Raw genomic sequence first — 24,470 nt, forward strand, 5'->3', positions numbered from 1 at the left:
GACCGAACTTTCTCATGAACATCAATCATCAGACCATACAACGTTTAGCCAGAACCGCCCTGCTGGCGTCTGGCCTTGCCTGTGTAAGTCACGTTTCGACCCAGGCGCAAATTCAGTCCAAGACGGGCTTACCCGTTAGTTCTAGTAGTAAGCAGCCAGCGCCTGCCCCGAAAGGCCTGGCTAAGGTGGCAGCAGATCCCGAAAAAGAAGACGATTTTTATAAACTGATTTCGCTACCTGTTCCGGAAGATATTATTCTGGAGGTCGGTGGTATGGTTACTTTACCGGATGGTAACCTGGCCGTTTGTACCCGCCGGGGCGAAGTCTGGATCGTGTCGAATCCCTATGTCAGTGGTTCGATTCGGCCAACCTACAAACGCTTTGCGTATGGACTGCACGAACCGCTGGGGCTGGCCTATAAAGACGGAGACATTTACGTTACCCAGCGCAGCGAACTTACCCGCCTGCACGATGCCGACGGCGACGGACGGGCTGACTCCTACGATAAAGTTTACTCCTGGCCGTTGTCGGGTAATTACCACGAGTATTCCTACGGCCCAACGTTTTTACCAAACGGCAATATGCTCGTCACGCTGAACGTGGGCTGGAGCAATAGCCTTGGACATGGCGTTAGCCTGGTCCCCTGGCGTGGCTGGACGCTGGAAATTACCCCCGACGGAAAAATGACTCCTTTTGCCGCGGGAATGCGCTCCCCCGCTGGTTACGGCATGAATGCAGCCGGTGATTACTTCTACACCGAAAACCAGGGCGACTGGGTTGGCTCGGGCCGGCTTTCGCAGGTCGAGAAAGGGGATTTCCTAGGCAATGCCGAAAGTCTGCGGTGGACAGATATGCCGGGCTCACCCCTAAAAATCAAGCCACAGGATGTTCCCAACACAGGCGAGCCCCTCTACGATGTATCCAAGAAGTTTACAGCCCTGAAAGCGCCTGCCGTCTGGTTGCCACACGGCATCCTGGGCATTTCAACATCCGGTTTACTGACAGATAACACGAAAGGAAAATTTGGGCCGTTCGAGAACCAGTTGTTCGTTGGCGACCAAGGGCAAAGTATTCTCTCGCGGGTCGATTTAGAAAAAGTAAAGGGAGTTTATCAGGGTGTTGTATTCCCATTTCGGGAGGGTTTCTCATCGGGCGTACTACGTCTCGTTTGGGGCCACGATGCCTCGATGTTTGTGGGGATGACCAGCCGGGGCTGGTCGTCGACAGGTAAAGAGCTTTTCAGCCTGCAGCGGGTAGTCTGGACGGGAAAAATGCCCTTTGAGATGAAGACTATACACGCCATGCCGGATGGTTTTGAGATTGAATTTACCGAGCCAGTCGATGAGGAATTAGCCGCAGATCCGGCATCGTACAAAGTAACAGGCTTCAATTACAAGTACCATGCAACCTATGGCAGCCCGGTGATCAATCGGGGTGGTTGCCCGATTCGTGGTATTGTGGTATCGAAAGATGGCCTGAAAGCCCGGTTGGTGGTCGACAGTCTGCGCTTAGGCTATATTCACGAAATCACGACGCCGGGCGTTCGCTCAAAAGAGGGTCGTGCGTTACTGCATAACGTTGGCTACTACACGCTCAATAATATTCCCGACGGCGAAAAGCTGACCGTTGCCGCTACGACGCCCGCTCATGACCACTCAGCTATGATGACGGCATCTACGTCGACGGCACCACCTGTGAGTACCAGAGGAGTTTCGAAGAAAGTAACATCGGTAAAATCAGCCACCGTGAAAGCTACGGGTAGCACAATGGCCAAACGGGTAACGGAAATGCCTGCGTCCTGGACAGAACCTGATTATACGATTAACATGGGCACAAAACCAGGCCTGAAGTTTGCGCCCGAGCAGTTTCAGGTAAAAGCAGGCAGCAAAGTACGGGTCGTATTCAACAATGAGGATGACATGCTCCACAACTTTGTGGTGGTAGCTCCTGGCTCAGCGCTTCAGGTAGGTGAACTGGCCATGAAACTTGGACTTGAGGGTCAGGAAAAGAATTACATTCCGCAGACAGACAAGGTGTTGCACCACACTAATCTGTTACAGCCCAACACCAACGAGTCCATTTATTTTATTGCCCCCGAAAAGCCCGGCGATTATATGTACGAGTGTTCGGTTCCCGGCCACTTTTACGTGATGCAGGGCACCATGAAAGTAGTGAAATAATAGTCTTTCCTAAGCCGGTAAGGCCCCCAATAGCCTTACTGGTCTTATTAAAATACATCATGAATTGTGCATTCAAGGGATTAACTGTCCTTTCATTGAGCCTGTTGTTTGCATCCGGTAAGCTATCTGCCCAGCCACTTTCCGAAGCGATACGACTGAACCAGGTTGGATTTTACCCGAACGGAGCTAAACTGGCCGTCGTCGTTGGCGAGGTACAGGGACCTTTTCAGGTGGCAACCTCAGACCTCAAAACAGTAATCTTTACCGGCACACTGGGCAGCGCCCGCATCAATGCCATCTCGGGAAAAACAACCCACTCGGCCGATTTTTCGGCGGTCACGAAACCGGGTACGTATGTGGTGATCATCCCCGGTTTGGGTCACTCCTACCCGTTCGAAATCCGGGCGAATGTCCACCAGGACGTCGCCATCGGGGCTATCAAAGGTTTTTACTACCAACGGACTGCTATTGATTTACCGGCCAAATTTGCCGGGCAATGGGCGCGTCCGGCGGGTCACCCCGATACACGGGTGCTAATTCACCCCTCGGCGGCTTCCGCGAGCCGGCCGGCAGGAACGGTCATTTCATCGCCTAAAGGCTGGTACGATGCCGGCGATTACAACAAATACATCGTCAATTCCGGCATCACGATGGGAACGCTGCTCTCGCTTTGTGAGGACTTTCCGGATTATGTAAAAACGCTAAACACGAACATTCCTGAAAGTACCAACAAAGTGCCCGATGTGCTGGACGAAGTGCTCTGGAACTTACGCTGGATGCTGACCATGCAGGATCCCGCCGATGGGGGCGTTTACCACAAACTGACCAATGCCAGCTTCGATGGAATGATTATGCCTGACAAGGCGACAAAGGAGCGTTATGTCGTAGCTAAGAGTGTTACTGCCACCCTCGATTTTGCGGCTGTACTGGCGCAGGCAAGTCGGGTTCTCAAACCATACAATAAAGAACTGCCCGGTCTGGCGGATTCTTGCTTATCGATGGCCGTAAAAGCCTGGGGCTGGGCCAAAGCGAACCCAAATGCGCTGTATAACCAGAAGGCTATTAATGACAACTATGACCCGGATATCTCGACGGGTACGTACGAAGATCGCAGCGCCGACGATGAGTGGATTTGGGCCGCTGCCGAACTCTACGCGACAACAAAAGACGACGCCTACTACACGGCCGTCAACTTCTTTCCTGACACCAAAATCCCGTTACCTTCCTGGCCGCAAGTTCGTACGCTGGCTTACTATACACTGGCCCGGACAGGAAAAGCACTGACGGCTCGCGGCAAACAGGACCTGCCAAAAGTGAAACAGCAGATAAGTACACTGGCGGATTCACTCATCAAAGGGGCAGATCAACAGGCGTTTCAGACGGTAATGGGCAAATCGGGCAAGGATTTCACCTGGGGCAGTAGTTCCGAAGCCGCGAACCAGGGCATCGCTCTTCTTCAGGCATACCGCTTTACCGACTCGCCAAACCGCGGGCAGTATCTTCACTACGCGCTTACCAACCTGGATTATTTACTGGGCCGAAATGCAGTTGGCTACTCATTTCTGACGGGTTTCGGCGACAGATCGACCATGCATCCGCATCACCGTCCGTCCGTAGCGGATGGCATCGAAGCCCCCGTGCCCGGTCTGCTTTCGGGAGGTACAAACGCCAATGCAGCCCGGCAGGATAAGTGTACGGGTTACACCACAACCGTTGCGGATGAAGTCTATCTCGATGCCGATTGCTCCTATGCTTCCAACGAAATTGCGATCAACTGGAACGCTCCATTCGTTTACCTGGCAGCCGCCCTCGAAGCCTTGCAGAGTGATCACAAAACCAATGCATATCGTAAGTAAGTAGAAACACGGACATCGTAAGCAGTACCGAAGGGCTTACACAAAGGCTTCTGCTGCCTAATCGGGCCACCTTGTACAGGTGTGGCTTGCTTAGGCGGCAGAAGCCTTTGTTTGTAAAAAACGTATTCTATCTAGTTAAAAATCAGCGTTCAACTGGCTAAAATATAAATCTATCCGATTTATTCCAGAATAAATTGGATTCTCTACTGTTTTAATATACCTACCGTTTAATAAACAAATTTTTAGACTTAACTTGCCCATGTGAATAGGGCAAGCACTGGTCTACTTCCATCTCCTAACTTCCGTATCTACCTATACTTATTGCTACATGCTTCACTTCTCTAGCTGGAAACACGGCCAGACAGGTCGACTGTTTACTGTTTGCGCCATCGCCCTGGCGTTTTTATGCACAACCTGGCAGCTTGCCAAAGCCCAAACAACCTATTACGTCGCGAATTCAGGAAACGACGCCAACAACGGCCGATCGGATGGCTCTCCGTTTCAGACCATTGCCAAAATAAACAGTTTGTCCCTTCAACCGGGCGACGCCATTCTGTTTCGGCGGGGCGATACCTTCCGCGGTACCTTACTCATCCGGCAATCCGGTACATCAGGAAGTCCTATAGTGGTTGATGCCTATGGCTCGGGCAACAAACCCATTCTTGCCGGCTCAGTGCCCGTCTCGGGCTGGAACAATATCGGGAACAACGTCTGGCAGGCCGATTGCCCTTCGTGCGGAAGCCGGGTAACAGGCGTATACCGAAACGGCTCTGCACTGCCATTAGGCCGGTATCCTAACCTCAGCGATGCCAACAAAGGTTACCTGACCATCCAGTCGCACAGCGGCAAAAACCAGTTAACCAGTCAGCAGGGGTTATCTCAGAACTGGTCAGGTGGCGAAGCGGTACTACGGCCAACCCAATGGATTCTGGACCGGGCCACTATCACCCAACAGAATGGAAACTCGCTCTCGTTAAACAATTCCAGCAGCTATGACCTTGCCGATGGCTGGGGCTTTTTCATTCAGAATCACCCGGCTACGCTGGACCAGGTTGGCGAGTGGTATTATGACCCTTCCAGCAAAAAAATTCGTTTGTTCGACAATCAGAACAACCCCAATAGTCAGCTCATTACCGTAACGGCTTTCAATGAAGGCATAAACCTAACCAATGTATCGTCCATTACCGTTCGGAATATCAAGATCACAGAAACGCTGAGTACGGGTCTGGCCGTTAACGGCGGCTCGAACTTTGTCTTTTCGGGCAACGACATTACGAACTCGGGCGAAGACGGGATAACCATTATTGGCTCCGGCAACAATGTAGTAGCCGAAAACAACCTGCTCGAAGACGCCAACAGTAGCGGAATGTATATTGGACCCTATCAAAATTTTACCTTTCGGGGCAATACACTCCGGCGCATTGGGCTGGTGCCCGGCCGGGGCAAAAGTGGCGATGGCACCTATTCGGCCCTGCAGTCACTATGCACGGGCAATACGCTGATCGAAAATAACGTAGTCGAGAGTGTGGGGTACAACGGCATTGCGGTGGTTACAAACGCGACGGTACGGTACAACCAGGTATCGAACTTCTGTTTGACTAAAAGCGATGGGGGCGGCATTTACTCCTGGAATGGTGCGCGTAGCAATGTAGGCGATCTGCATATCCTATCGAACATTGTTTACAACGGCATTGGTGCGCCGGAAGGAACACCGGGGGGCGCTTATTCGGGTGCGAACGGGATTTTCCTGGACGACTGCTCGCAGAATGTAGAAGTTGCCAGTAACACCTCATTCGGGTCGCGGGGCATGGGAATTTTCTTGCGGGGCGTATCCAGCATCACCGTGAATGGAAACACCAGTTTCAACAACACAGAAGAACAGCTCAAGCTCGCCTATAACGGTGCCTGTGCCTTGCGAAACAATGTTGTTCAGAACAATATATTGTTTAGCAAGCTACCCAACCAGGTTGTAGCCGCTTACGAATCGAATGCCAATGATCTGGCGAGTTATGGTCAGTTTGATTACAACTATTACATTCGTCCGTTTGAAGACCTATTTAAAATCCGAGCGGTTTATAATCCCGGTTCGGGACTAACGGGCGCGGACAATACCCTCACGACCTGGCAGGCCATGTATGGAAAAGATGCACACTCATCCAACAGCCCTGTAACCTACAAGAGTCAGGTTGTTAGTCAGACAGGGGCCAGCCTGCTTACCAATTCGTTTAACAGCAACACCGAAGGCTGGAGCGTATGGTCGCCCAATGGCAACGGCCGGGCCGACTGGGACAACTCGAACCGGCTCGACGGTGGGTCACTTCAATTGTTCTTTTCTAATACTCAGGCTAATTCCTACCTGCTCGCTACGGTCAATATTGGCGCCGTTTCGCGTGGCAAATCGTATCAGTTGCTGTTCGATGGGATAGCCACCGGAAACAATAAGCGGATTGAACTTTACCCCCGCCAGCTGTCTGGTAATTACAGCGATCTGGCTCCGCGTAGCGTTCAGTTGCTCGGTACGTCGAGACAGCAGTATGAAGCCGTTTTTACCGCTACAGCGGATGAATCGAACGCCATTCTGGTATTTCAGGTGACCGGTGATGGGCAAACAGCCTGGGTCGACAATATCCGGCTGAAAGAGGCTACCCTCTCAAACCTCAACCCCGACGACTACATTAAACTCGTTTATAACGCAACGGCTCAGCCCCAGACAACATCGCTCAGTGGCTCTTACCGGGATGCCAAAAACACGCAGTATACCAACCAGATCACGCTGCAACCCTATACATCGGCGGTGTTGATGAAAGAGGTCAATGCAACGCCCCCTCCGCCTGTTTCCCTGCGCGACCCTGAAAATCCAGGCAATGCCGTCACGGGTCTTGATTATCAGTATTATGAAGGTTCCTGGAACACAATACCTGATTTTAACTCCCTCAATCCCACTAAAACAGGAACCGTTTCCAGTGTCGATTTATCCGTTCGCAACCGGGATGAGCAGTTTGGCATTCGGTATAAAGGATACATCAATGTACCCACAGACGGAACCTATACGTTCTATACAAACTCCGATGACGGCAGTAAACTTCTGATCGGTACTACCGAAGTCGTTAATAATGACGGTATTCACGGAGCCATTGAAAAGTCGGGCACCATCGGATTGAAAGCAGGCAAGCATGCGCTAGCGTTGCCATTCCTTCAGGGAGGTGGCGGCCAAAGTTTTATTGTTAGTTACGAAGGCCCCGGCATCAGTAAACAGACCATTCCAAACTCCGCCTTTTATCGGGTAGCCACAACAACGACGCCGACTAACCCAACAACGCCCACCGCCGGCAATGGCACCGGCCTGCTGGGCCAGTACTACAATAATGCGAATCTCAACGCGCCCATCGTACTTACCCGCACGGACGCAACCATCAACTTCGATTGGGGAACAGGTTCACCCGCATCCGGCGTCAACAACGATAATTTTTCCGTTCGCTGGACCGGGCAAGTGCAGGCACCCATTACCGGCAATTACATATTCACCACAACATCTGACGATGGGGTTCGGCTGTGGGTAAACGGTGTGATGGTGATCAACAACTGGACAGTGCACGCGTCAACGAACAACGATGGCAATGCGGTGACCCTTACGGCAGGACAACGCTATACGATCCAGATGGAGTATTATGATGGCGGTAACGGTGCCGTTGCCAAGTTGCTGTGGGCTTACCCTGGACAGGGTCAGCAAGTAGTTCCTCAAAGCTACCTGTATCCGGCTACACCAACGACATCATCAGCGAGTACTGGGGTTTACTTATCGGATCTGAACTGGGTGAGTGCCACAAATGGTCACGGACCCGTGGAGAAAGACCGTAGCAACGGTGAATCAGCCGCGGGCGATGGCCGGACAATCACACTGAACGGGGTAACGTATCCCAAAGGACTAGGTGTACATTCTCCGTCCGAAATCGTCTATAACCTGAATGGCCAGTATACTCATTTTCTGACGGATATGGGCATAGATGACGAAATGGCCGATGCAGGTTGCGGAACAGTGAATTTTCAGGTCTACGTTGATAATGCGCTGGTTTACGACAGCGGCACTATGACACCCGCTTCGGCAACCAAGTCCGTTGACCTGAACGTAACGGGCAAACAGACCTTAAAGCTGGTGGTTACCAATGGGGGCGACAATGTAAGCTGCGACCATGCCGACTGGGCTGGAGCGCGATTGACAGGCAGCGGTAGCGGACGACTGGCCAGCCAGGAATCAACCGAGTTCTCGCCGGTACGCGTATACCCCATCCCCGCCCGCGACGAAGTCAGTATCCGTTACATTGCCGAGACCGATGGCGAAGTAAGTCTGCAATTATTATCAGTATCAGCGCTGCCGGTGATTGAAGCCAAACATCAGGTGATAGCAGGCGAAAACCTAATCAAATTACCCGTCGGGGAGCTTAGCCGTGGTTATTACATACTCACGCTCATTCAGGGTAATCAGCGAGTTAGCCGAAAAGTGATTTTATCCGAATAAGCGAAGCCAGCAGCATTCATTTGAGCGGATTATATGGACTACTATCCATGTAATCCGCTCTTTTTTGTGAGCAACGCGACTAATGGCTGTGTGGCGGTCTAAGGTTTGTAACACCTACATAAGTTACAAACATGTCGTACTAGGCCGACTTTTTAGCAGTGCAGCAAGCGCGCTTCATAATTATTTCTTATTTATATACTTAACCAATATATTTATAGCTACTTAGACTTTTTATCAAAATAAAATTTCATTTCTTCTATGAAATACCTTTCCAATACACTGCTTTTTTTGTTCATTGTTCCGTCCATTCTATTCGCGCAGGGGAATAAGTTTAAAAAGGTCGACGGTCGGACAAGTGATAAGGTAGAGAAGCTGAAACAGGAAGCGATTGCGGCAATTGATCAGCGTAAAGATCAGGCACAGCAAATTAATGACATGCTATTCAGCTTTTCTGAACTCGGCTTTCAGGAAGTAGAATCCTTCAATTACCTAACCAACCTCCTTGAGAAAGAAGGCTTTACCATTCAAAAAGGTATTGCTGGAATGCCTACTGCCTGGATTGCGACCTGGGGTTCTGGTAAACCTGTCATTGCCATCGGCTCCGATGTTGACTGCATTCCGAAAGCCAGTCAGAAACCCGGTGTAGCCTATAAAGATCCGATTGTGGAAGGGGCGCCCGGTCATGGCGAAGGGCACAACTCAGGGCAGGCCCTGAATATAGTAGCCGCTTTGAGCGTGAAGCAATTGATGGAGAAAAACAAACTGTCGGGTACGCTAATGTTATGGCCCGGCGTAGCCGAGGAGTTACTGGGTGCCAAAGCGTTCTACGTCCGCGACGGGTATTTCAAGGATGTCGATGCGTGTATTTTCACTCACGTTGCCGACAACCTCAGCGTCAATTATGGCGATGCAGGCTATAACGGCATGATTTCGGTCAAATTTTCATTCGAGGGGCAGGCGGCTCACGCAGCGGGGGCTCCCTGGCGCGGTCGAAGTGCGCTGGATGCCGTCGAATTGATGAACATCGGCTGGAACTTCCGGCGCGAACACCTGGAGTTGACTCAACGCTCGCATTATGTCGTGTCTGACGGTGGCGATCAGCCCAATGTTGTCCCTTCCAAAGCTTCGGTCTGGTATTATTTTCGGGAACGCTCTTACCCTAAAATCAAAGCCCTGTTCGAGAAAGGCATCAAAGTGGCGGAAGGCGCTGCGCTGATGACCGATACAAAATTCACCTATGAAATTCTGGGGTCGGCCTGGCCAGGGCATTTTAACAAACCGATAGCCTCGGCAATGTATGATAACATCAAACGGATTGGGCTACCAACCTGGTCATCAGATGATCAACTACTGGCAAAAGCAACCCAGAAAGAATTACAATCGCCCAAACGGGAAGGACTAGCCATTAAGCTGGATACCATAGGCACCCCGGTTCCTACAGCGCCAACGGTTATGATGGGCGGCCAGTCGATGGTTCCGCTCACGGGTGGCTCGGATGACATTTCGGATATTTCATGGGCCGTACCAACGGTGGTGCTTTTGTACCCATCGAATATTCCGGGCTTGCCGGGGCATCACTGGTCCGATGCAATCTCGATGGCGACGCCCATTGCCCACAAAGGTATTGTGGCCGGTGCTAAAGTAGAAGCCATGACGTTGCTGGATATGTTGCTGAAACCCGAGGTTCTCCAGCAGGCCAAGGCATATTATACCGACGAACAAACCAAAGATACCAAGTACACGCCCCTGATCTCGGCCAAAGAGATTCCCGCTATCTATCTGAATCAGAAGATCATGACCGAGTTTAAACCGAAGCTGGAGAAGTTCTACTACGATCCAACCAAGTATAAAACTTATCTGGAGCAACTCGGTATCAAATACCCAACCCTCCGCGACGATCAGCGGGCCGACCTGGAGAAGAAACCAGAAAGCAAGGGAAAATAAAGCCCGTTTAAGCCAATCTAAAAAGCCTGTTCATGCGAAAGGCCATGCTTCTGGTGTGGCTTTTCGCATTATTCAGTATGTTAGCACACATAAATCCAATAGTTGAATCCCTCGTTCAATGAAACCAATTTTTCCAGCTCTGCTCCTTCTGGCCTCATCGGCATTGGCTCAACAACCGATTCCAGGCCGTACGGTACCTCATATAACTACCTATCAACCACCGGTCTTTGCCGACACTGACCGATTAAAAAAACTGGAAGCGGCCTTCCCGGTTGTTGAAAAATTGTACAAAGACGTCGCAGAAAAACGGCGTATGCCTGGCCTCGCCTTTGGGATTGTGGTCGATGGCAAGCTGGTTTATTCCGGCGGTTTCGGCTACACAAACCTAGCGGCTAAAACGCCAGCCACGCCCAAATCGCTGTTTCGGATCGCGTCGATGACCAAGAGCCTGACCGCAATGGCCATTCTTAAGCTCCGCGATGAAGGAAAACTCCGTCTCGACGATCCCGCAGAATTATATATTCCTGAACTAAAATCGCATAAATACCTTACGGCTGACGCGCCCCTGATTACGGTTCGAAACCTGATGACGCACTCGGCCGGTTTTCCCGAAGATAACCCCTGGGGCGACCGGCAACTCGCCGACTCTGACGCTGATTTACTCAACCTCATCAAAGGCGGCCTCTCAAATGCCAACGTGCCCAGCGTGGCCTACGAATACAGCAATCTTGGTTTTGCCATGCTTGGGCATATCATTACCGTTGTCTCGAAGAAGCCGTATCAGCAATACATCACCGATACTATTCTGAAACCACTCGGCATGAACGACACGCAGTGGGAATACAGCCGCGTTCCGGCCGACAAGCTGGCGTTGGGTTACCGCTGGCAGGATAACGGTCAGGGGGTCGGGCAATGGCTCGCAGAGCCCCTTCTGCATGATGGATCATACGGCGCAATGGGTGGACTCATCACGTCCATTGACGATTTCAGTAAGTATGTGGCCCTGCATGAAGCCGCCTGGCCGCCCAGCAATGCGATAGACAACGGATCACCCATAAAGCGGAGTTCGGTGCGCGAGATGCAGCAACCCTGGACATTCTCGGGTCTGTCGACGCAGGCCAAAAATTCAGCCGGGCAGCTCTGTCCGGTCACCAGTGGCTATGGTTACGGGCTGGGCTGGAGTAAAAACTGCACGGGCCAGGTGGGCGTTGGGCACAGTGGCGGTTTACCCGGTTTTGGAAGCCAGTGGCGCATTTTGCCTGACTATGGCATTGGTGTCATCGCTTATGGCAACCTGACTTACGCCGGCTTAGGGTCCGTTAACTCGGCGGTACTCGATACGCTGGTAGCTATTGGCAAACTTCAACCCCGCCAACTCCCCGTATCCAGCATACTGGCCCAGCGAAAAGCGGACTTACTTAAGCTGCTCCCCGATTGGACGAATGCCGAACAAAGCGGCATTTTCGCGGAGAACTTCTTTCCTGATAAGTCGGTGGCCATACGCCGGAAAACGGTGCAGGACCTATACGTTAAAGCAGGGGCCATCAAGCACGTTGGCGACCTAATTCCCGAAAATCAGCTACGAGGCCATTTCTTGCTGGAAGGAGACAAAGCCAATATCGATGTCTTTTATACCCTGACACCCGAAAACCCCGCGCTGATTCAGCAACTTGATTTCCGGGAGGTGCCCAAATAACAACTTAAAAGAAGTTAACCTCAATAAACATCAACCTAGTACAACCACGATGTTTCTTACCTCCTACTAACATTACCAACTGTGAACATAACTCACCTAAACCCAATATCGACCGCTACTGAACAGGACATACCGGCCCTGGTCAGTTTAGTAAATAGTGCCTACCGGGGCGACAGTTCGCGCAAAGGGTGGACGACCGAAGCGGATTTGCTGGGTGGTGTCCGAACCAGCGAAGAATCGCTACGGGAGATGTTTCAGAACCCCAATGCCCTGATTCTCAAATATGAAGATGCGGACCATCTGCTAGGTTGTGTTTATCTGGAGGCCAAAGGGAACGACCTTTATCTGGGCATGTTGACCGTTTCGCCTGATGCGCAAGCCAATGGCATTGGCAAACAATTACTGACAGCAGCTGAACAGCTCGCCGTTGAGAGAAAATGCCGGGCAATTACCATGACCGTCATTACGGTACGGCACGAGTTGATTGCCTGGTACGAACGACGCGGCTACCAGCCGACCGGCAACAAACAACCCTTCCCGGATGATCCGCGGTTTGGCATCAAAAAGCAGCCATTGGAGTTTATGGTCATGGAAAAAATTCTATGAATCGGGCGAAGGCCAAGCTGCTGTTTGTTACATCACTGGCAGTCAATGCACATACCGCACGTCTATTTAGCAAAAAGATGGTTTTGGCCCTTGTAGAATCCAAACCCTTTTTGCGTTTGCCAATTTAACTCTATAATTTCACCACAGTATAACGAATCACGATCTCTCAAGCCCTATGTCAGCTTCCAAACGCGTCCTGATTGCCGAAGATAGCTCTGTTATCCAGAATCTGGCCCGCAAAATTCTTGAGTTTCAGAATTACGACATCACCGCCGTAAAAAACGGAGAACAAGTGCTGCAAATTCTGGAAAAAGAAGATTTCAGTATTCTCCTCCTGGATATCAACATGCCACTTATGGATGGTATGGAATGCGTTCGGCGGGTTAGGGCGCTACCCGAAAAAGAAAAAGCCAGTGTCCCCATCGTGGCCATCACCGGCAATGCTAAAAATTACACCGAAGAAGAATTCAAAACCGCTGGATTTAACGACGTACTGGTAAAACCCCTCAACTTCGACCGCCTGGTGGAAGTCGTTAATCAACTGACGGATAAATAAATGAGCGAAAGAGCGAAGGAGTGAATGAGCGAAAGTAATGCGCCAGCCACTCTTTCGCTCATTCACTCCTTCGCTCTTTATGCTGATCACGCTGCTCGGTACGGGAACATCGTCGGGAGTACCGCTCATTGGCTGTACTTGCGAAGTATGCCGTTCGGTTGACTTTCGGGACAAACGGCTCCGGACGTCCGTTCACCTGGCGATCGACGGACGTAGTTTTGTCATCGACACCGGCCCCGATTTCCGCCAGCAAGTCCTTCGGCTCAATTTACAGCAGCTCGACGCGGTTCTGTTTACACACGAACACAAAGACCATACGGCCGGGCTGGACGAAATCAGGGCGTATAATTTTCGGTCCGGCAAAGATATTCCCGTTTATGGCCGCCCAACGGTACTGGCGCAGCTGCAACGCGAGTTTGCGTATGTATTCGCCGAAAAAAAATATCCTGGTACGCCCAGCGTTCAGCTAAACGATCTGGCCAACGAGCCTTTCGATGTCCTGGGCGTTCGGTTCACTCCCATTGAAGTGATGCACCATAAACTCCCCGTTTATGGCTTCCGTGTGGGCGATTTCACGTACCTCACCGATCTGAATTACATTTCTGACGAAGAATTAACCAAGGTTTACGGCACCAAAGTGCTGGTACTGGATGCACTGCAGCGCCTACCGCACATTTCTCATTTCACCCTGGATCAGGCCGTTGCTCTTGCCAACCGCGTTGGTGCCGACCGCACCTATTTTGTTCATATCAGCCATAAGCTGGGCCTGCATCGGGAAGTCGAGGAGGAACTGCCTCCTCATATTCGGCTGGGCTACGATGGGTTACAGATTACGCTCTAGCCTTAAACAGTCTCTTAAAACCAATTCCGTCCACGCATCGTTACCCGTTTAGTTTACCTGTTATACGATGCCGACGCTCATAAAGCCTTCCCGTTCCTTTACAGACACGTTACTGGATCAGTACCGGCAGCAGGGCGATCCTGTTGCTGACGCAGTCATTGCCGCCGTTGTTGAGGCCGATGCAGCCCCTGGCTTACGAGCACTGATGCACTGGCTGGCCGACACAAGTGATTTCTCGCTGACGACGCAGCATCCTGCCGTACAGGCTTTTTTTGCGGAGTATGCTCGTATGCCCGACTGGGCGGATACGGACCGGATGAAGCGGGGTATGTCCTTTTTCAGGAAACACGCCCAACAGATTGGGCTGACGCTGGGTTTCTTTTCCCTACCTTTTTCCTACCTCGGAGCCAACGGAGCGCAGGTTTTGTGGCTGACCGAACGAATTAAAAACGACACCACACGCCGATTGCAGGAAACCGGCGAATGGGTGTTTGCGGTCAACAATCCCAAGGAATGGGTATCTAAACAGGCCATAAGCCGGACACAGAAAATCCGACTGATTCACGCAGGAGCCCGCTGGTTTTCCCTGCACTCAAAACGCTGGGATATGGCCTGGGGCTATCCGGTCAATCAGGAAGATATGGCCGGTACCAACCTGGCGTTTTCGTATATTGTGCTGCTAGGCTTACGAAAACTGAACGTTTCCATGACCGAGCAGGAAGAAGAAGACTATCTGCATCATGTTAATGTGGTCGGCTATTTTAATGGCGTTTCTGAAGAACTCATGCCCCGGAACCTGCGCGAAGCCTATAACCTGGGCAATGCAATTGCCCGGCGGCAGTTTGCGCCCTCCGAAGCAGGTGTGGGTCTGACCCGCTCGTTATTGAACGCCGTAGCGGCTGGGATCGGAGCGGCTCAAGCGTCGCCCGCAGCAGGCCAAGCGAGCGTCGGTAAGCCAATGGCAGCAGGCTCCGAAACCATTCGGAACCTGGCAGCGGGTGAAATGCGTTTCTTCCTGGGCGACCAGTACGCCGATTGGCTTGGTATTCCCAACGCGCCAGTCGAAAAGCGGTTAGCCGGATTACTAAACCGCCTGCCCATTTTTCCGAACAGGTTTTAAATTTGTCGTACTCGGTTTACGGTATTCAGTATCCGTCGCTTCCGGTAGGCCAAACCGAAAACCGGTAAACTATAAACCGAAATACTTATAAACTTGTATCAATTAGAACCCATCGCTGCGCTCGCTACTGCGCCAGGCATCGGTGCCATTGCTGTTTTGCGCGTGTCGGGCGAAGGCGCCATCGAATTAACCAATCGCCTGTTTAAAGGAAAAGACCTCACCCAACAGGCCAGCCATACAGCTCATTTTGGAACTCTCCGTACCGAAACCGGTGGCATTATCGATGAGGTTCTGGTAACGATTTTCAGAGCCCCGAAGTCTTTCACGAAAGAAGACGTTGCTGAAATCTCCTGCCATGGGTCGGAGTTCATTATTCAGCAAATTCTGCGTCGGCTCATGCAGGAGGGTGTTCGCCTGGCACGACCGGGCGAGTTCACACAGCGGGCGTTTCTGAACGGCCAGTTCGACCTTGTACAAGCCGAAGCCGTAGCTGACCTGATTGCGTCCGACTCAGACGCCAGCCACCGAGCCGCCCTGAATCAGCTGCGCGGTGGTTTCTCCCGGCAACTGAAAGACCTTCGTCAGCAGCTCATTGATTTCGTCGCGCTGGTTGAACTGGAACTGGATTTTGGTGAGGAAGATGTTGAATTCGCTCACCGCGACAAGCTTCGCCAACTGATGCTCGACATACGCCGTGTACTCCATCCCTTGATCGACTCCTTTTCCACCGGCAACGCGATCAAAAATGGTGTTCCAACGGTCATCATCGGTAAACCCAACGCCGGGAAATCCACCTTGCTCAACGCCTTATTAAACGAGGAGAAAGCGATCGTTTCCGACATTCCCGGTACGACCCGCGATGTTATTGAAGATGAACTGTTTCTGGATGGCATTCGCTTCCGGCTGATTGATACGGCCGGATTACGTCAGGCTACCGACCAGATCGAAGCCATCGGCATTGAACGTACGCAACAGAAAATGCGCGATGCGGCTCTGGTCGTTTATTTGTTTGACGGCCCAGCCATACGTCCTGACGATCTGGACGAGGTTACTGCTGAATTACACCAGTCGGGGAAACCGTATTTGCTGGTCGGTAATAAGGCCGATTTGATGACCGAAACCAAGCATGAAGCCTTGAGTCCTATCCTGGCTAACGAACAAGTCATCTGGATTTCGGCGGCCAGACAAACGCATCTGGATGACTTAAAGGCGGCTCTCTCGGCTCGCGTGCGTACGGATGCCGCCGTACAAACGGGCAGCGCCGTCGTAACCAACGCGCGCCATTACAACCACCTCATCGGTACGGACGATGCCCTTGCCCGCGCCATTGCCGGACTGGATGCCGGCGTCACACCCGACTGGCTGGCTATGGACTTACGCGTGGCCTTACAACATTTAGGTGAGTTGACAGGAGAAATAACGACAGACGATTTACTGGACTCGATATTCAGTAAGTTTTGCATTGGCAAGTAGGCAGAAGGCTCTAGTTTTGTCAAGGTAAATGACCTGATCACTCATTTACCTGTCTGCTTGGTTAACGTGTCTTAACTTGATACTTCTTTTCAGTTGCCTATGCGCCATTTTCTACTGAATACTTGTTTCTGTTCACTTCTACTCCTGCTTGTCTTAAACGGTACGATTCAGGCTCAAGGGCAATCAACAAAGACGCAGGGACAACCAGCGTCCGATTCGACGAAGACGGCCTTTAACTTTAAACAAGCTCCCTGGTACGCCCGATCCGTGCCGTTTTCCATTTACACAGGGGCCGGAAAAACCAGTGATCGGGTAGCGCAGAATATTGAGATCGGTAAAACATTTGATGTTATTGATCTGGGAATTGCCTTCGGCCGGAATTCCCTCAGACCCGATACCACCCTGTTTCTGGAAGCCAGGGTAACCATGGATGTAGCGAACTATGGCATCTTCGCCAATGAAATGGCGATTGGTGCGGGCCGCGTTTTCGACTCAAAAGGCAGTTTGATGCTCGAATTGACCTACAATATTTTTGCTCAGATTTCACCCAAAGTCGGTTTTGGTATTACGACAGGCTACTACGATTTCAGTAATGACTCGTTCGACAGTTCCAAAACGTTCTACGGATTTATCCTGCGGTATGGGCTGCAACGCACTGACTCCGGGGGCATTGTAGGCCTTGCCCGGGGCGGACGCCGGGTACGGGCAAGGCATGTGCATCGGTAGTCATTTACACCGGCAAATATCCCTTACGTAAGTTGACCGATTGATAAGGGCACTGGCGGATCAACTTTGTGCGCCTGCAAAGCGAGTTGAAACCAGGAAACACTGTGCCAGGAACCCATTTTATAACCAATATTGCTATAGGTTCCAATATGAGTAAAAGCCATAGCGCGATGAAACGCTTCGCTCGACGGGTTCGGGCTGGTGATGCCCGCAAATGCATTGATGTATCCCTGCCGACGCAGGTACGTCAGTAAGGTCGTATAAAGTTGTCGGGCAATGCCTTGCCGATGACCGTCGGGGTGCACATACACCGACGTTTCGACCGACCATTGGTAAGCCGTACGGTCGCGGTGCTTCGACGCATACGCGTAGCCCAGCACGCGGCCATCCAGCTCGGCCACTAAGTACGGAAACTGCGTTTGAATGACCCGAACACGCTCCGAGAACTCAGCCAGCGTCGGCACCTCGTATTCGAACGAAATAACAGAGTCGGTGATGTAGGGCGCATAAATAGCCAGAATAGCGGGTACATCAGCCAGAGTAGCAAAACGAATTGTCATAGCTTTGCCAATATATCAAACTTCGGCTAGAAGCCACTGGGCAATCATGAAATAAACGCCAATGCCAATCAGGTCATTTGCGGTGGTGATAAATGGTCCTGAGGCTACAGCCGGGTTGATACCTACTTTATTGAGCAACAGTGGAGTTACAGTCCCCATGAAGGAGGCCAGCAACACAACCGCCAGTAGCGACGTGGCGACAACGAAAAACAGGCGCGGTTCGCCAATAATGAACGTATAGGTGCCCGCAATCAGGCCCACGACCAGGCCATTGATCACCGCCACCATCAGCGTTCGCAACAACCGCCGACCAAGGGTTGTACTCAATCCCGACGTATCGGCCAGACTTTGCAAGATCAATGAGGAAGTCTGAATGCCGACGTTGCCACCCGTTGACCCAATAATGGGAATGAAGGCAGCCAGAGCGGCAATCTTGCCCAGTTCGCTTTGAAAGCCATTAATAACCGTTGCCGCCATCAGGCTGCCCACCGCCCCGGCTACCAGCCAAGGCAACTGTACTTTCGAGCGTCGCCAAATGTTATCATCTTCTTCTACTTCGCCCGACAGACCGGAAATCACCTGAATATCTTCTTCTGCCTGTTCGGTAATAACGTCCACTACGTCATCAATGGTGATCCGGCCCAATAATCGTTGCTGCACATTCACGACCGGAATGGCATCCAGGTCATACTTCTGCATAACCTCGGCCACTTCATCCACGGGTCGGTAGGTCTCGACAAAAACAATGTCGTCGTCGTAGATATCCGCGATTTTGGCATTCTTTCGGGCAAGCACGATCTTCTTCAGCGAGACCAGTCCAAGCAGTTTACCTACATCATCGACTACGTAAACCGCATATACATTTTCGACGTCTTCGGCTTGCTGACGGATCTCTTCAATGCAGGCATTTACGGTCAGGTTGACATTGATCCGGATTAACTCCTTCTGCATCAGACTACCTGCTACGCCATCTTCATAATGCAGCAAATCCAGAATGAACCGCGCCTGCTCCCGGTCTTCGAGCAAGCCAATGACTTCCTCCCGCACCTGAATGGGCTGCTGGTTCAGTACGTCGACGGCATCGTCGGAGTCCATCTGGTTGATGAACGGGGCAATCTCAGCAGAGGTAAACAGCTTGAGCAATGTCGTCCGCTCACTCTGGTCGAGGTTAGCCAGAATTTCGGCGCCAACCGTTTTATCGAGCAGGCTGAGCAGATAATGCGCTGATTCGGGCGCTAACTCATCCAGAATTCCCGAAATATCGGCCGGATACAGCTCCTCCATCTCCGTCCGAAGCAAGGCATCATCCTCCGCGTCGATAGCTGCCTGGATCGTATCAAGATAATCTTTAGTAAGTTCGAACGTCACGTTTTTAAAGAGCGAAAGAGTGAATGAGCGAGAGAGTGATGGTCTGTATTTTATAGTTCTGGCGACGCGTGTTCACTCATTCATTCTGGCGTATTCTCGCCCATTAGCTTCGTTAGCGCTACAAACTCCGCCACACTTAGCTGCTCGGCCCGTTTGTCCATGAAGGGACTGGCGAGGGCAGCCTCCGACGGAGCGAGTGGTTTAAGGGCATTGCGCAGCGTTTTCCGGCGCTGGCTAAAGCCGTGTTTAACAACCTGCGTAAACTTCTTCACATCGCAGCCGAGGTCGGTCGTTTTGTTACGCCGAAGGGAAATCACGCCCGAAAAAACCTTCGGGGGCGGGTTAAATACGTCTGGATCAACGGTGAACTCATACTTGATGTCATACCAGGCCTGCAACAACACGCTCAAAATTCCGTAATCCTTGTTGCCTGGCCCCGAGGCTACCCGCTGGGCCACTTCGCGCTGAAACATGCCCACCACTTCGGGTACACGATCACGCATGTCCAGCACCTTGAAAAGAATCTGGGTCGAAATATTATAGGGGAAGTTGCCAATAACGGCAAAGGGCTCGGTGCTATTGGCTTGTTTGGTCGGCAACAGGTCGGGGCGAATGTTCAGAAAATCAGCCCCCAGAATTCGGCCTTCCAGCGCAGGAACGTGCTGCTTCAGGTAATCGACCGACTCCCGGTCAATCTCGATAACATAGGTGTCAAGTTTCGTATTTTGAAGTAAGAACTGGGTCAAGACACCCATCCCTGGCCCAATTTCGAGGACTTTTGTGTAGGGCACTCCGTCAACGCCCGCATGCATCGTCAGCAATTCAGCAATACGTTGGGCAATACTCAGGTCTTTCAGAAAATGCTGACCGAGTTCTTTTTTAGGTTTGACGTACATAATACCGGCGGATTGGGGCTGTTTTTGTTACCCAACGCAAAGGTACGGGGCAAGGTCTGAATAATTAGCGGCCACCCGGCTACCGTTTTGTTTATTATTCAGCATGTAACAGAGCTTTAGTGTGGTTTGGTGCTATCCTTTTTTGACGTGTTGCTGAATGTCACGAAGTACCTGGCTTAGATTATCCATAACGGCTGCATTCTGAAAGCGAATAACCTGAATTTCCAGCGTTTCAATGGCTTTCTGCCGCTCTTCATCATTTAATCGAACCTCGCTGGTTTGGTGTATTTCACCATCTAATTCGATAGCCAGCCGTTCTGAAGGGCAATAGAAATCTAATACGAACAAGCCGATACTGTGCTGTCTTCTAAACTTCAAGCCTGCTAACTGACTGCCTTTTAGATGTTGCCAAAGTAACTTTTCAGCATCCGTTGCGCCGTTGCATAATTCCTTTCGGATAGATTTCAGTACGGTAAGGTTATTCAGTTGTCGGTTTCTCATTGCCTTGTGATTAAAACCACCCCCAACCCCCTCCTAAAACAGGAGGGGGCTACCCAGAGGGTTACTTTTTTAGCCCCCTCCTGTTTTAGGAGGGGGTTGGGGGTGGTTCGTTTCTTTCCTCAAAAATCAAGGTCGGTCAACTCAAAATCCTGCTTGACCCGGATGGTTCCGTTCTCCTCGGTGCCGGGGTTATAAATGATCCGTTCTGGCTGAATCCCTTTTTGTACATTACCAATGTCGCGCCGTCGGTTATTATTGGCGTCGATGATCAGCCGAAGGCGGTAGAGCCCTGGCTTGAGTCGGCCGAAGCTAAAGGCGGGAGTACTGTAGGCCGTGCGTACCACCTGGTATTTATCGTCCAGTAGCTCAACAATGAAGTTGGTTCCGGCGGGCCCAACGGTAGCCGGGTTCACTTTACCGGCAATGAGCCCATAACTATCATCCTTAGCGATCAGGTACCGGGCAGAATAACGGGGCAGCGTATCACCCTGCACGCTGACAAAGGCCCCTTTTTGAAGCCGAAAGAGCAATGTATCGCGTAGATTGGTCTTTTGCCGGATGACCAGTCGGGAGTAATTATTACTCCATGTCAGGTTGGCAGGCGTCAGTTTAAGGGGCTTCGTGCTATCCGGCCCAATAATCATGAGCGCTGCACTGAAACGTAAAACGGGCTTGTTGAAAACCAGCGTAAATTCCAGGTTATTATCAATCGGCTCGCCCGACGGAGGAGTTACCTGCACGGCCAGTGGGGTCCGGTTTTTGGCCCTTGTTTTCAATGGAGAAAAATAAACCCGCTCTCTCAACTCCGTCACGTTACCCACCGAATCTTCGGCCATGATGGTTAAATGAAGCGTGTCGTCGGCAGCCCGGTTCGCCGGTCGATAGAGCCGGATCATTTTAGGGTTCTCCAGAAATGAAATTAACGTGTCGGCCGATGCATTTCGCGACGTTGTAGAAACGGGCGTTGTTGCTGTCGTAGCGCTAGTTGTGGTGGACACGGGTTTACCAAAGCGAAGTTTATAGCTCGCAATACCACTGCTAAGTTCGAGGCCCAGCGTTTCGTCGGTGCGTTCGCGTCGGCTGATGCGTGGCTTGCCGTAGCCGCGAAACGCGACCATGTTCACATCTGAATAATTGCGATTCAGGTTCAGAACGCTATCCCGGAAAGCGATGCGCTCGCCCGGTGTGTTGTTCACCAGGTTCAAATCTTTATCGTCGAAACCATACACTTTATATTGGCCAGCCTTCACGTTTTCGATGCGGTAATTGCCGCTACTATCGGTTCGGGCAAAATATTGGGGGCGTTTTCGATTGATGGGCAGCGTATCCGTCGGCGCAAACAAGCCGACAACAAACCCCAGCAGCGGCTGACGGCTCTCGTCGTCTACCACATTGCCCGTCAGGTAAAGCGAATCAATACTGGCCCCCGTACTGAACACGATTTTGGTATTCTTAGCAATGTTACGCTCGGTAATGTCTTTGATACCATCGGCGAAATCAATGGTGTAGGTTGTGTTGGGTAGGAAGGATTTGGCAAACGTAAGCCGGATGCCCAAAGGCAATGATTTCACCACAAACGTATTGCTGTCCTGGGGCGTAATCGTTATTTTTTGCTGAAGGTTTTCACTGTTCACGTATTCACTAAACTCCAGTTCAACCGTTTTGCCTTTGTAGTTAAGCTGGCGGGCGGTAGGCATACTACTCACTAGTTTCGGGGCCAGCGTGTCTTTCTTACCACCAGGCGGTTGAGCGACCTGTGCGCAGTTTTGGAGAAGAATGGGAAGAACCAGTAAAAAACTCAGTACTAGATGGCGAAGCGTCATGTTGGGTGTAATCAGAACTACAAAGGTAAACGTCCGTTCATCGTTAATCCGTACCGATTGACATAAAATGGCCCGGTGGTTCGTTACGTTCTATAGTAATTTAAGAAAATTTAAGGTCACTTGGGTTTATGACAGGTTAACGTATAGTCAGATTCCTACTTTTGCGACGTATTGGGCCGCTGGGAGCGGATCGACAGCCGGATCCCTACCCATCAAAAAATAAAAAAAACTTCATGATTCACCGCCGTTTTTGTTTGTTGCCACTTCTTGTTCTATCCATAAGCTGGCTATCGGGCTGTTCCAGTTCAGGCGACAAATTAGATGACCAGATTAGCGACGCCCTGAGTAATGACAACGCCCTGGACGTGACGGAAGCCGATGCGCTGCGTGTCTTTATTGGTCAGGAAAGCAAAGAATTGGGTGCCGACAAAAAAACAAAGGCACTCTTAACGCCCGATGGTAAAATCGACGAATCGGCCCTGGTAGCGTACATTAAGCGCAATCGCACGTACCGCAAACTGGCCAAAGAAGGCAAAGAACCGACCCTGTCTATGGCGGGTACGGCCACATCCAGCAAACCGTTGCGACTGAACGTTTACCTCGAAGCCAGCGCCAGTATGTTTCCTTACGATGCACCCACCGGAAATGGCGCGTTTAAACGAACCATCAATGATGTGCTGACAGAATTCGATGCCGTCAATCCGGGCCAGGGCAAGTTATTCGTTGTCAACACGGAGGTGAATGATCTGGGTCTGACGCTGCCGCAGTTTTTCAAACAGAAAGACATTTTTACAATCGCCAAAACGAAAGGCAAAACCACCAGCACCGACTTTGAAGGTATTTTCAGCGAAATTTTGCGAAACACTACGGGCGATGACCTGAGCGTGCTGGTGTCCGATCTGATTTATTCTGACCCAACCCTGGCCGGCATGAGCGCTCAGAAAACGCTCGATGCGGCTAGTTCACTGCTCACAACGGTCTTCAATCCATACGCCAGCACACATTCGATGCTGGTGATTAAGCTGACATCCGACTTCGACGGAACGTATTATAGCTGGAATAACGCCAAAAAAGTGTACAAGGGAGAGCGACCTTATTACCTCTGCCTCGTGGGTCGAAATGAAACCATGCAGCGGCTTTACCAGGATCAGACGTATCAAACGATTCGCCGGTTCGATCAGTTGCCCGGTTACGCCGACTCCTGGTTTTTTGGCCGGGATACCAAAGCCACAACGCCATTTTACAGCATTCTGGTAACGGACCCGGCTCGGAAAGGCCGCTTCAAACGATCAAACGAAGAAGTTCGCAGTCATGCCAAAGCCATTCACGCCCTCGATGATGTGCAACCCGATGTCGCCGACAAAAGCCTGACCATTCCGGTAGCCGTCGACTTGTCGGCCCTGCGCGTACCAGCGTCGTTGTTGACCGATGCCAGCCAGTATGTTGTTGACGGAAAAGATAACTTTAAGGTATCGGCCGTTCAACCCTATTCGGGAGCTAATGGCACGACACACAAACTACTATTGACCACCGATAAGCCCGCACGTGGCGAACGCACGGCAACAATCCGGCTTCGTCGGCAGTTTCCACCACGCTGGATTGCCAATACAAACACGACCAACGATGCCTCGCCAGATGCCAACTCGACCTTTGGTATTCAAAATCTGTTGCAAGGCGTCGAACGAGCGTACAACCCTACTAACCAAACCGAATATTTCACGCTAACAATCAATTTACGATGAGTAAAAAAGATGTAAAGAGCGAAAGAGTAAATGAGCGAAAGAGCGAAAAGCTGACGCGAGTTTTAT

General features: G+C 51.2%; 17 protein-coding genes. 12 read left to right on the forward strand and 5 right to left on the reverse strand.

Annotated features, from left to right (window positions below):
• The first annotated feature begins 14 nt into the window (after positions 1-14).
• The 11 genes from SD10_RS17485 (at position 15) to SD10_RS17535 (ending at position 17,514) form a co-directional block, all read left to right on the forward strand.
• Positions 15-2,180, forward strand: a complete 2,166-nt coding sequence (locus SD10_RS17485) for an auracyanin family protein (RefSeq protein ID WP_052731214.1) — start codon at positions 15-17, stop codon at positions 2,178-2,180.
• Positions 2,181-2,239: 59 nt separating this feature from the next.
• The gene (locus SD10_RS17490; protein WP_046575483.1) at positions 2,240-4,036 is read left to right on the forward strand and encodes a glycoside hydrolase family 9 protein; all 1,797 of its coding nucleotides are present in this window, start codon (positions 2,240-2,242) and stop codon (positions 4,034-4,036) included.
• 328 nt (positions 4,037-4,364) lie between these two features.
• The gene (locus SD10_RS17495; RefSeq protein ID WP_082111629.1) at positions 4,365-8,552 is read left to right on the forward strand and encodes an NPCBM/NEW2 domain-containing protein; all 4,188 of its coding nucleotides are present in this window, start codon (positions 4,365-4,367) and stop codon (positions 8,550-8,552) included.
• Between the two features lie 258 nt (positions 8,553-8,810).
• A complete protein-coding gene (locus SD10_RS17500) occupies positions 8,811-10,496 on the forward strand; it encodes an amidohydrolase (protein ID WP_046575484.1) in 1,686 nt (561 codons plus the stop codon).
• A gap of 118 nt (positions 10,497-10,614) precedes the next feature.
• Positions 10,615-12,192, forward strand: a complete 1,578-nt coding sequence (locus SD10_RS17505; RefSeq protein WP_046575486.1) for a serine hydrolase domain-containing protein — start codon at positions 10,615-10,617, stop codon at positions 12,190-12,192.
• Positions 12,193-12,273: 81 nt separating this feature from the next.
• Complete coding sequence (locus SD10_RS17510) at positions 12,274-12,798, forward strand: GNAT family N-acetyltransferase (RefSeq protein ID WP_394330447.1); 525 nt, start codon at positions 12,274-12,276, stop codon at positions 12,796-12,798.
• Positions 12,799-12,973: 175 nt separating this feature from the next.
• Positions 12,974-13,354, forward strand: a complete 381-nt coding sequence (locus SD10_RS17515) for a response regulator (protein ID WP_046575488.1) — start codon at positions 12,974-12,976, stop codon at positions 13,352-13,354.
• 79 nt (positions 13,355-13,433) lie between these two features.
• Positions 13,434-14,195 (forward strand): MBL fold metallo-hydrolase, encoded by a 762-nt coding sequence (locus tag SD10_RS17520; protein ID WP_046575491.1) that lies wholly within the window; start codon positions 13,434-13,436, stop codon positions 14,193-14,195.
• A gap of 67 nt (positions 14,196-14,262) precedes the next feature.
• Positions 14,263-15,315 carry an oxygenase MpaB family protein gene (locus SD10_RS17525; RefSeq protein WP_046575493.1) on the forward strand — a complete coding sequence of 351 codons (1,053 nt, stop codon included), beginning with the start codon at positions 14,263-14,265 and terminating at the stop codon, positions 15,313-15,315.
• A 93-nt stretch (positions 15,316-15,408) separates the two neighbouring features.
• Complete coding sequence (gene mnmE, locus SD10_RS17530; RefSeq protein ID WP_046575495.1) at positions 15,409-16,788, forward strand: tRNA uridine-5-carboxymethylaminomethyl(34) synthesis GTPase MnmE; 1,380 nt, start codon at positions 15,409-15,411, stop codon at positions 16,786-16,788.
• 99 nt (positions 16,789-16,887) lie between these two features.
• Positions 16,888-17,514 (forward strand): hypothetical protein, encoded by a 627-nt coding sequence (locus SD10_RS17535; protein ID WP_227699001.1) that lies wholly within the window; start codon positions 16,888-16,890, stop codon positions 17,512-17,514.
• Between the two features lie 23 nt (positions 17,515-17,537).
• Here SD10_RS17535 and SD10_RS17540 read toward each other — a convergent pair whose 3' ends face one another.
• The 5 genes from SD10_RS17540 to SD10_RS17560 form a co-directional block, all read right to left on the reverse strand.
• On the reverse strand, positions 17,538-18,074 hold the full coding sequence (locus SD10_RS17540) for a GNAT family N-acetyltransferase (protein WP_046575496.1): 537 nt from the start codon (positions 18,072-18,074) through the stop codon (positions 17,538-17,540).
• A gap of 15 nt (positions 18,075-18,089) precedes the next feature.
• Positions 18,090-19,442 carry a magnesium transporter gene (mgtE, locus tag SD10_RS17545; RefSeq protein ID WP_046575498.1) on the reverse strand — a complete coding sequence of 451 codons (1,353 nt, stop codon included), beginning with the start codon at positions 19,440-19,442 and terminating at the stop codon, positions 18,090-18,092.
• 80 nt (positions 19,443-19,522) lie between these two features.
• On the reverse strand, positions 19,523-20,338 hold the full coding sequence (rsmA, locus tag SD10_RS17550; protein ID WP_046575500.1) for a 16S rRNA (adenine(1518)-N(6)/adenine(1519)-N(6))-dimethyltransferase RsmA: 816 nt from the start codon (positions 20,336-20,338) through the stop codon (positions 19,523-19,525).
• A gap of 132 nt (positions 20,339-20,470) precedes the next feature.
• Positions 20,471-20,839, reverse strand: a complete 369-nt coding sequence (locus SD10_RS17555; RefSeq protein WP_046575502.1) for an endonuclease domain-containing protein — start codon at positions 20,837-20,839, stop codon at positions 20,471-20,473.
• Positions 20,840-20,958: 119 nt separating this feature from the next.
• On the reverse strand, positions 20,959-22,662 hold the full coding sequence (locus SD10_RS17560) for an Ig-like domain-containing domain (RefSeq protein WP_046575504.1): 1,704 nt from the start codon (positions 22,660-22,662) through the stop codon (positions 20,959-20,961).
• A gap of 233 nt (positions 22,663-22,895) precedes the next feature.
• Here SD10_RS17560 and SD10_RS17565 point away from each other — a divergent pair, with 233 nt between their 5' ends.
• Positions 22,896-24,404, forward strand: coding sequence for a hypothetical protein (locus SD10_RS17565; protein WP_046579710.1), 1,509 nt, complete (start codon positions 22,896-22,898; stop codon positions 24,402-24,404).
• Positions 24,405-24,470 lie beyond the last annotated feature (66 nt).

The sequence above is a fragment of the Spirosoma radiotolerans genome (genome assembly GCF_000974425.1).
Taxonomy (GTDB): domain Bacteria; phylum Bacteroidota; class Bacteroidia; order Cytophagales; family Spirosomataceae; genus Spirosoma; species Spirosoma radiotolerans.

Coding starts and splice junctions, on each gene's coding strand:
- SD10_RS17485 (WP_052731214.1), top strand. CDS start 15: ATGAACATCAATCATCAGACCATACAACGTTTAGCCAGAACCGCCCTG.
- SD10_RS17490 (WP_046575483.1), top strand. CDS start 2,240: ATGAATTGTGCATTCAAGGGATTAACTGTCCTTTCATTGAGCCTGTTG.
- SD10_RS17495 (WP_082111629.1), top strand. CDS start 4,365: ATGCTTCACTTCTCTAGCTGGAAACACGGCCAGACAGGTCGACTGTTT.
- SD10_RS17500 (WP_046575484.1), top strand. CDS start 8,811: ATGAAATACCTTTCCAATACACTGCTTTTTTTGTTCATTGTTCCGTCC.
- SD10_RS17505 (WP_046575486.1), top strand. CDS start 10,615: ATGAAACCAATTTTTCCAGCTCTGCTCCTTCTGGCCTCATCGGCATTG.
- SD10_RS17515 (WP_046575488.1), top strand. CDS start 12,974: ATGTCAGCTTCCAAACGCGTCCTGATTGCCGAAGATAGCTCTGTTATC.
- SD10_RS17520 (WP_046575491.1), top strand. CDS start 13,434: ATGCTGATCACGCTGCTCGGTACGGGAACATCGTCGGGAGTACCGCTC.
- SD10_RS17525 (WP_046575493.1), top strand. CDS start 14,263: ATGCCGACGCTCATAAAGCCTTCCCGTTCCTTTACAGACACGTTACTG.
- SD10_RS17535 (WP_227699001.1), top strand. CDS start 16,888: ATGCGCCATTTTCTACTGAATACTTGTTTCTGTTCACTTCTACTCCTG.
- SD10_RS17540 (WP_046575496.1), bottom strand. CDS start 18,074: ATGACAATTCGTTTTGCTACTCTGGCTGATGTACCCGCTATTCTGGCT.
- rsmA (WP_046575500.1), bottom strand. CDS start 20,338: ATGTACGTCAAACCTAAAAAAGAACTCGGTCAGCATTTTCTGAAAGAC.
- SD10_RS17555 (WP_046575502.1), bottom strand. CDS start 20,839: ATGAGAAACCGACAACTGAATAACCTTACCGTACTGAAATCTATCCGA.
- SD10_RS17560 (WP_046575504.1), bottom strand. CDS start 22,662: ATGACGCTTCGCCATCTAGTACTGAGTTTTTTACTGGTTCTTCCCATT.
- SD10_RS17565 (WP_046579710.1), top strand. CDS start 22,896: ATGATTCACCGCCGTTTTTGTTTGTTGCCACTTCTTGTTCTATCCATA.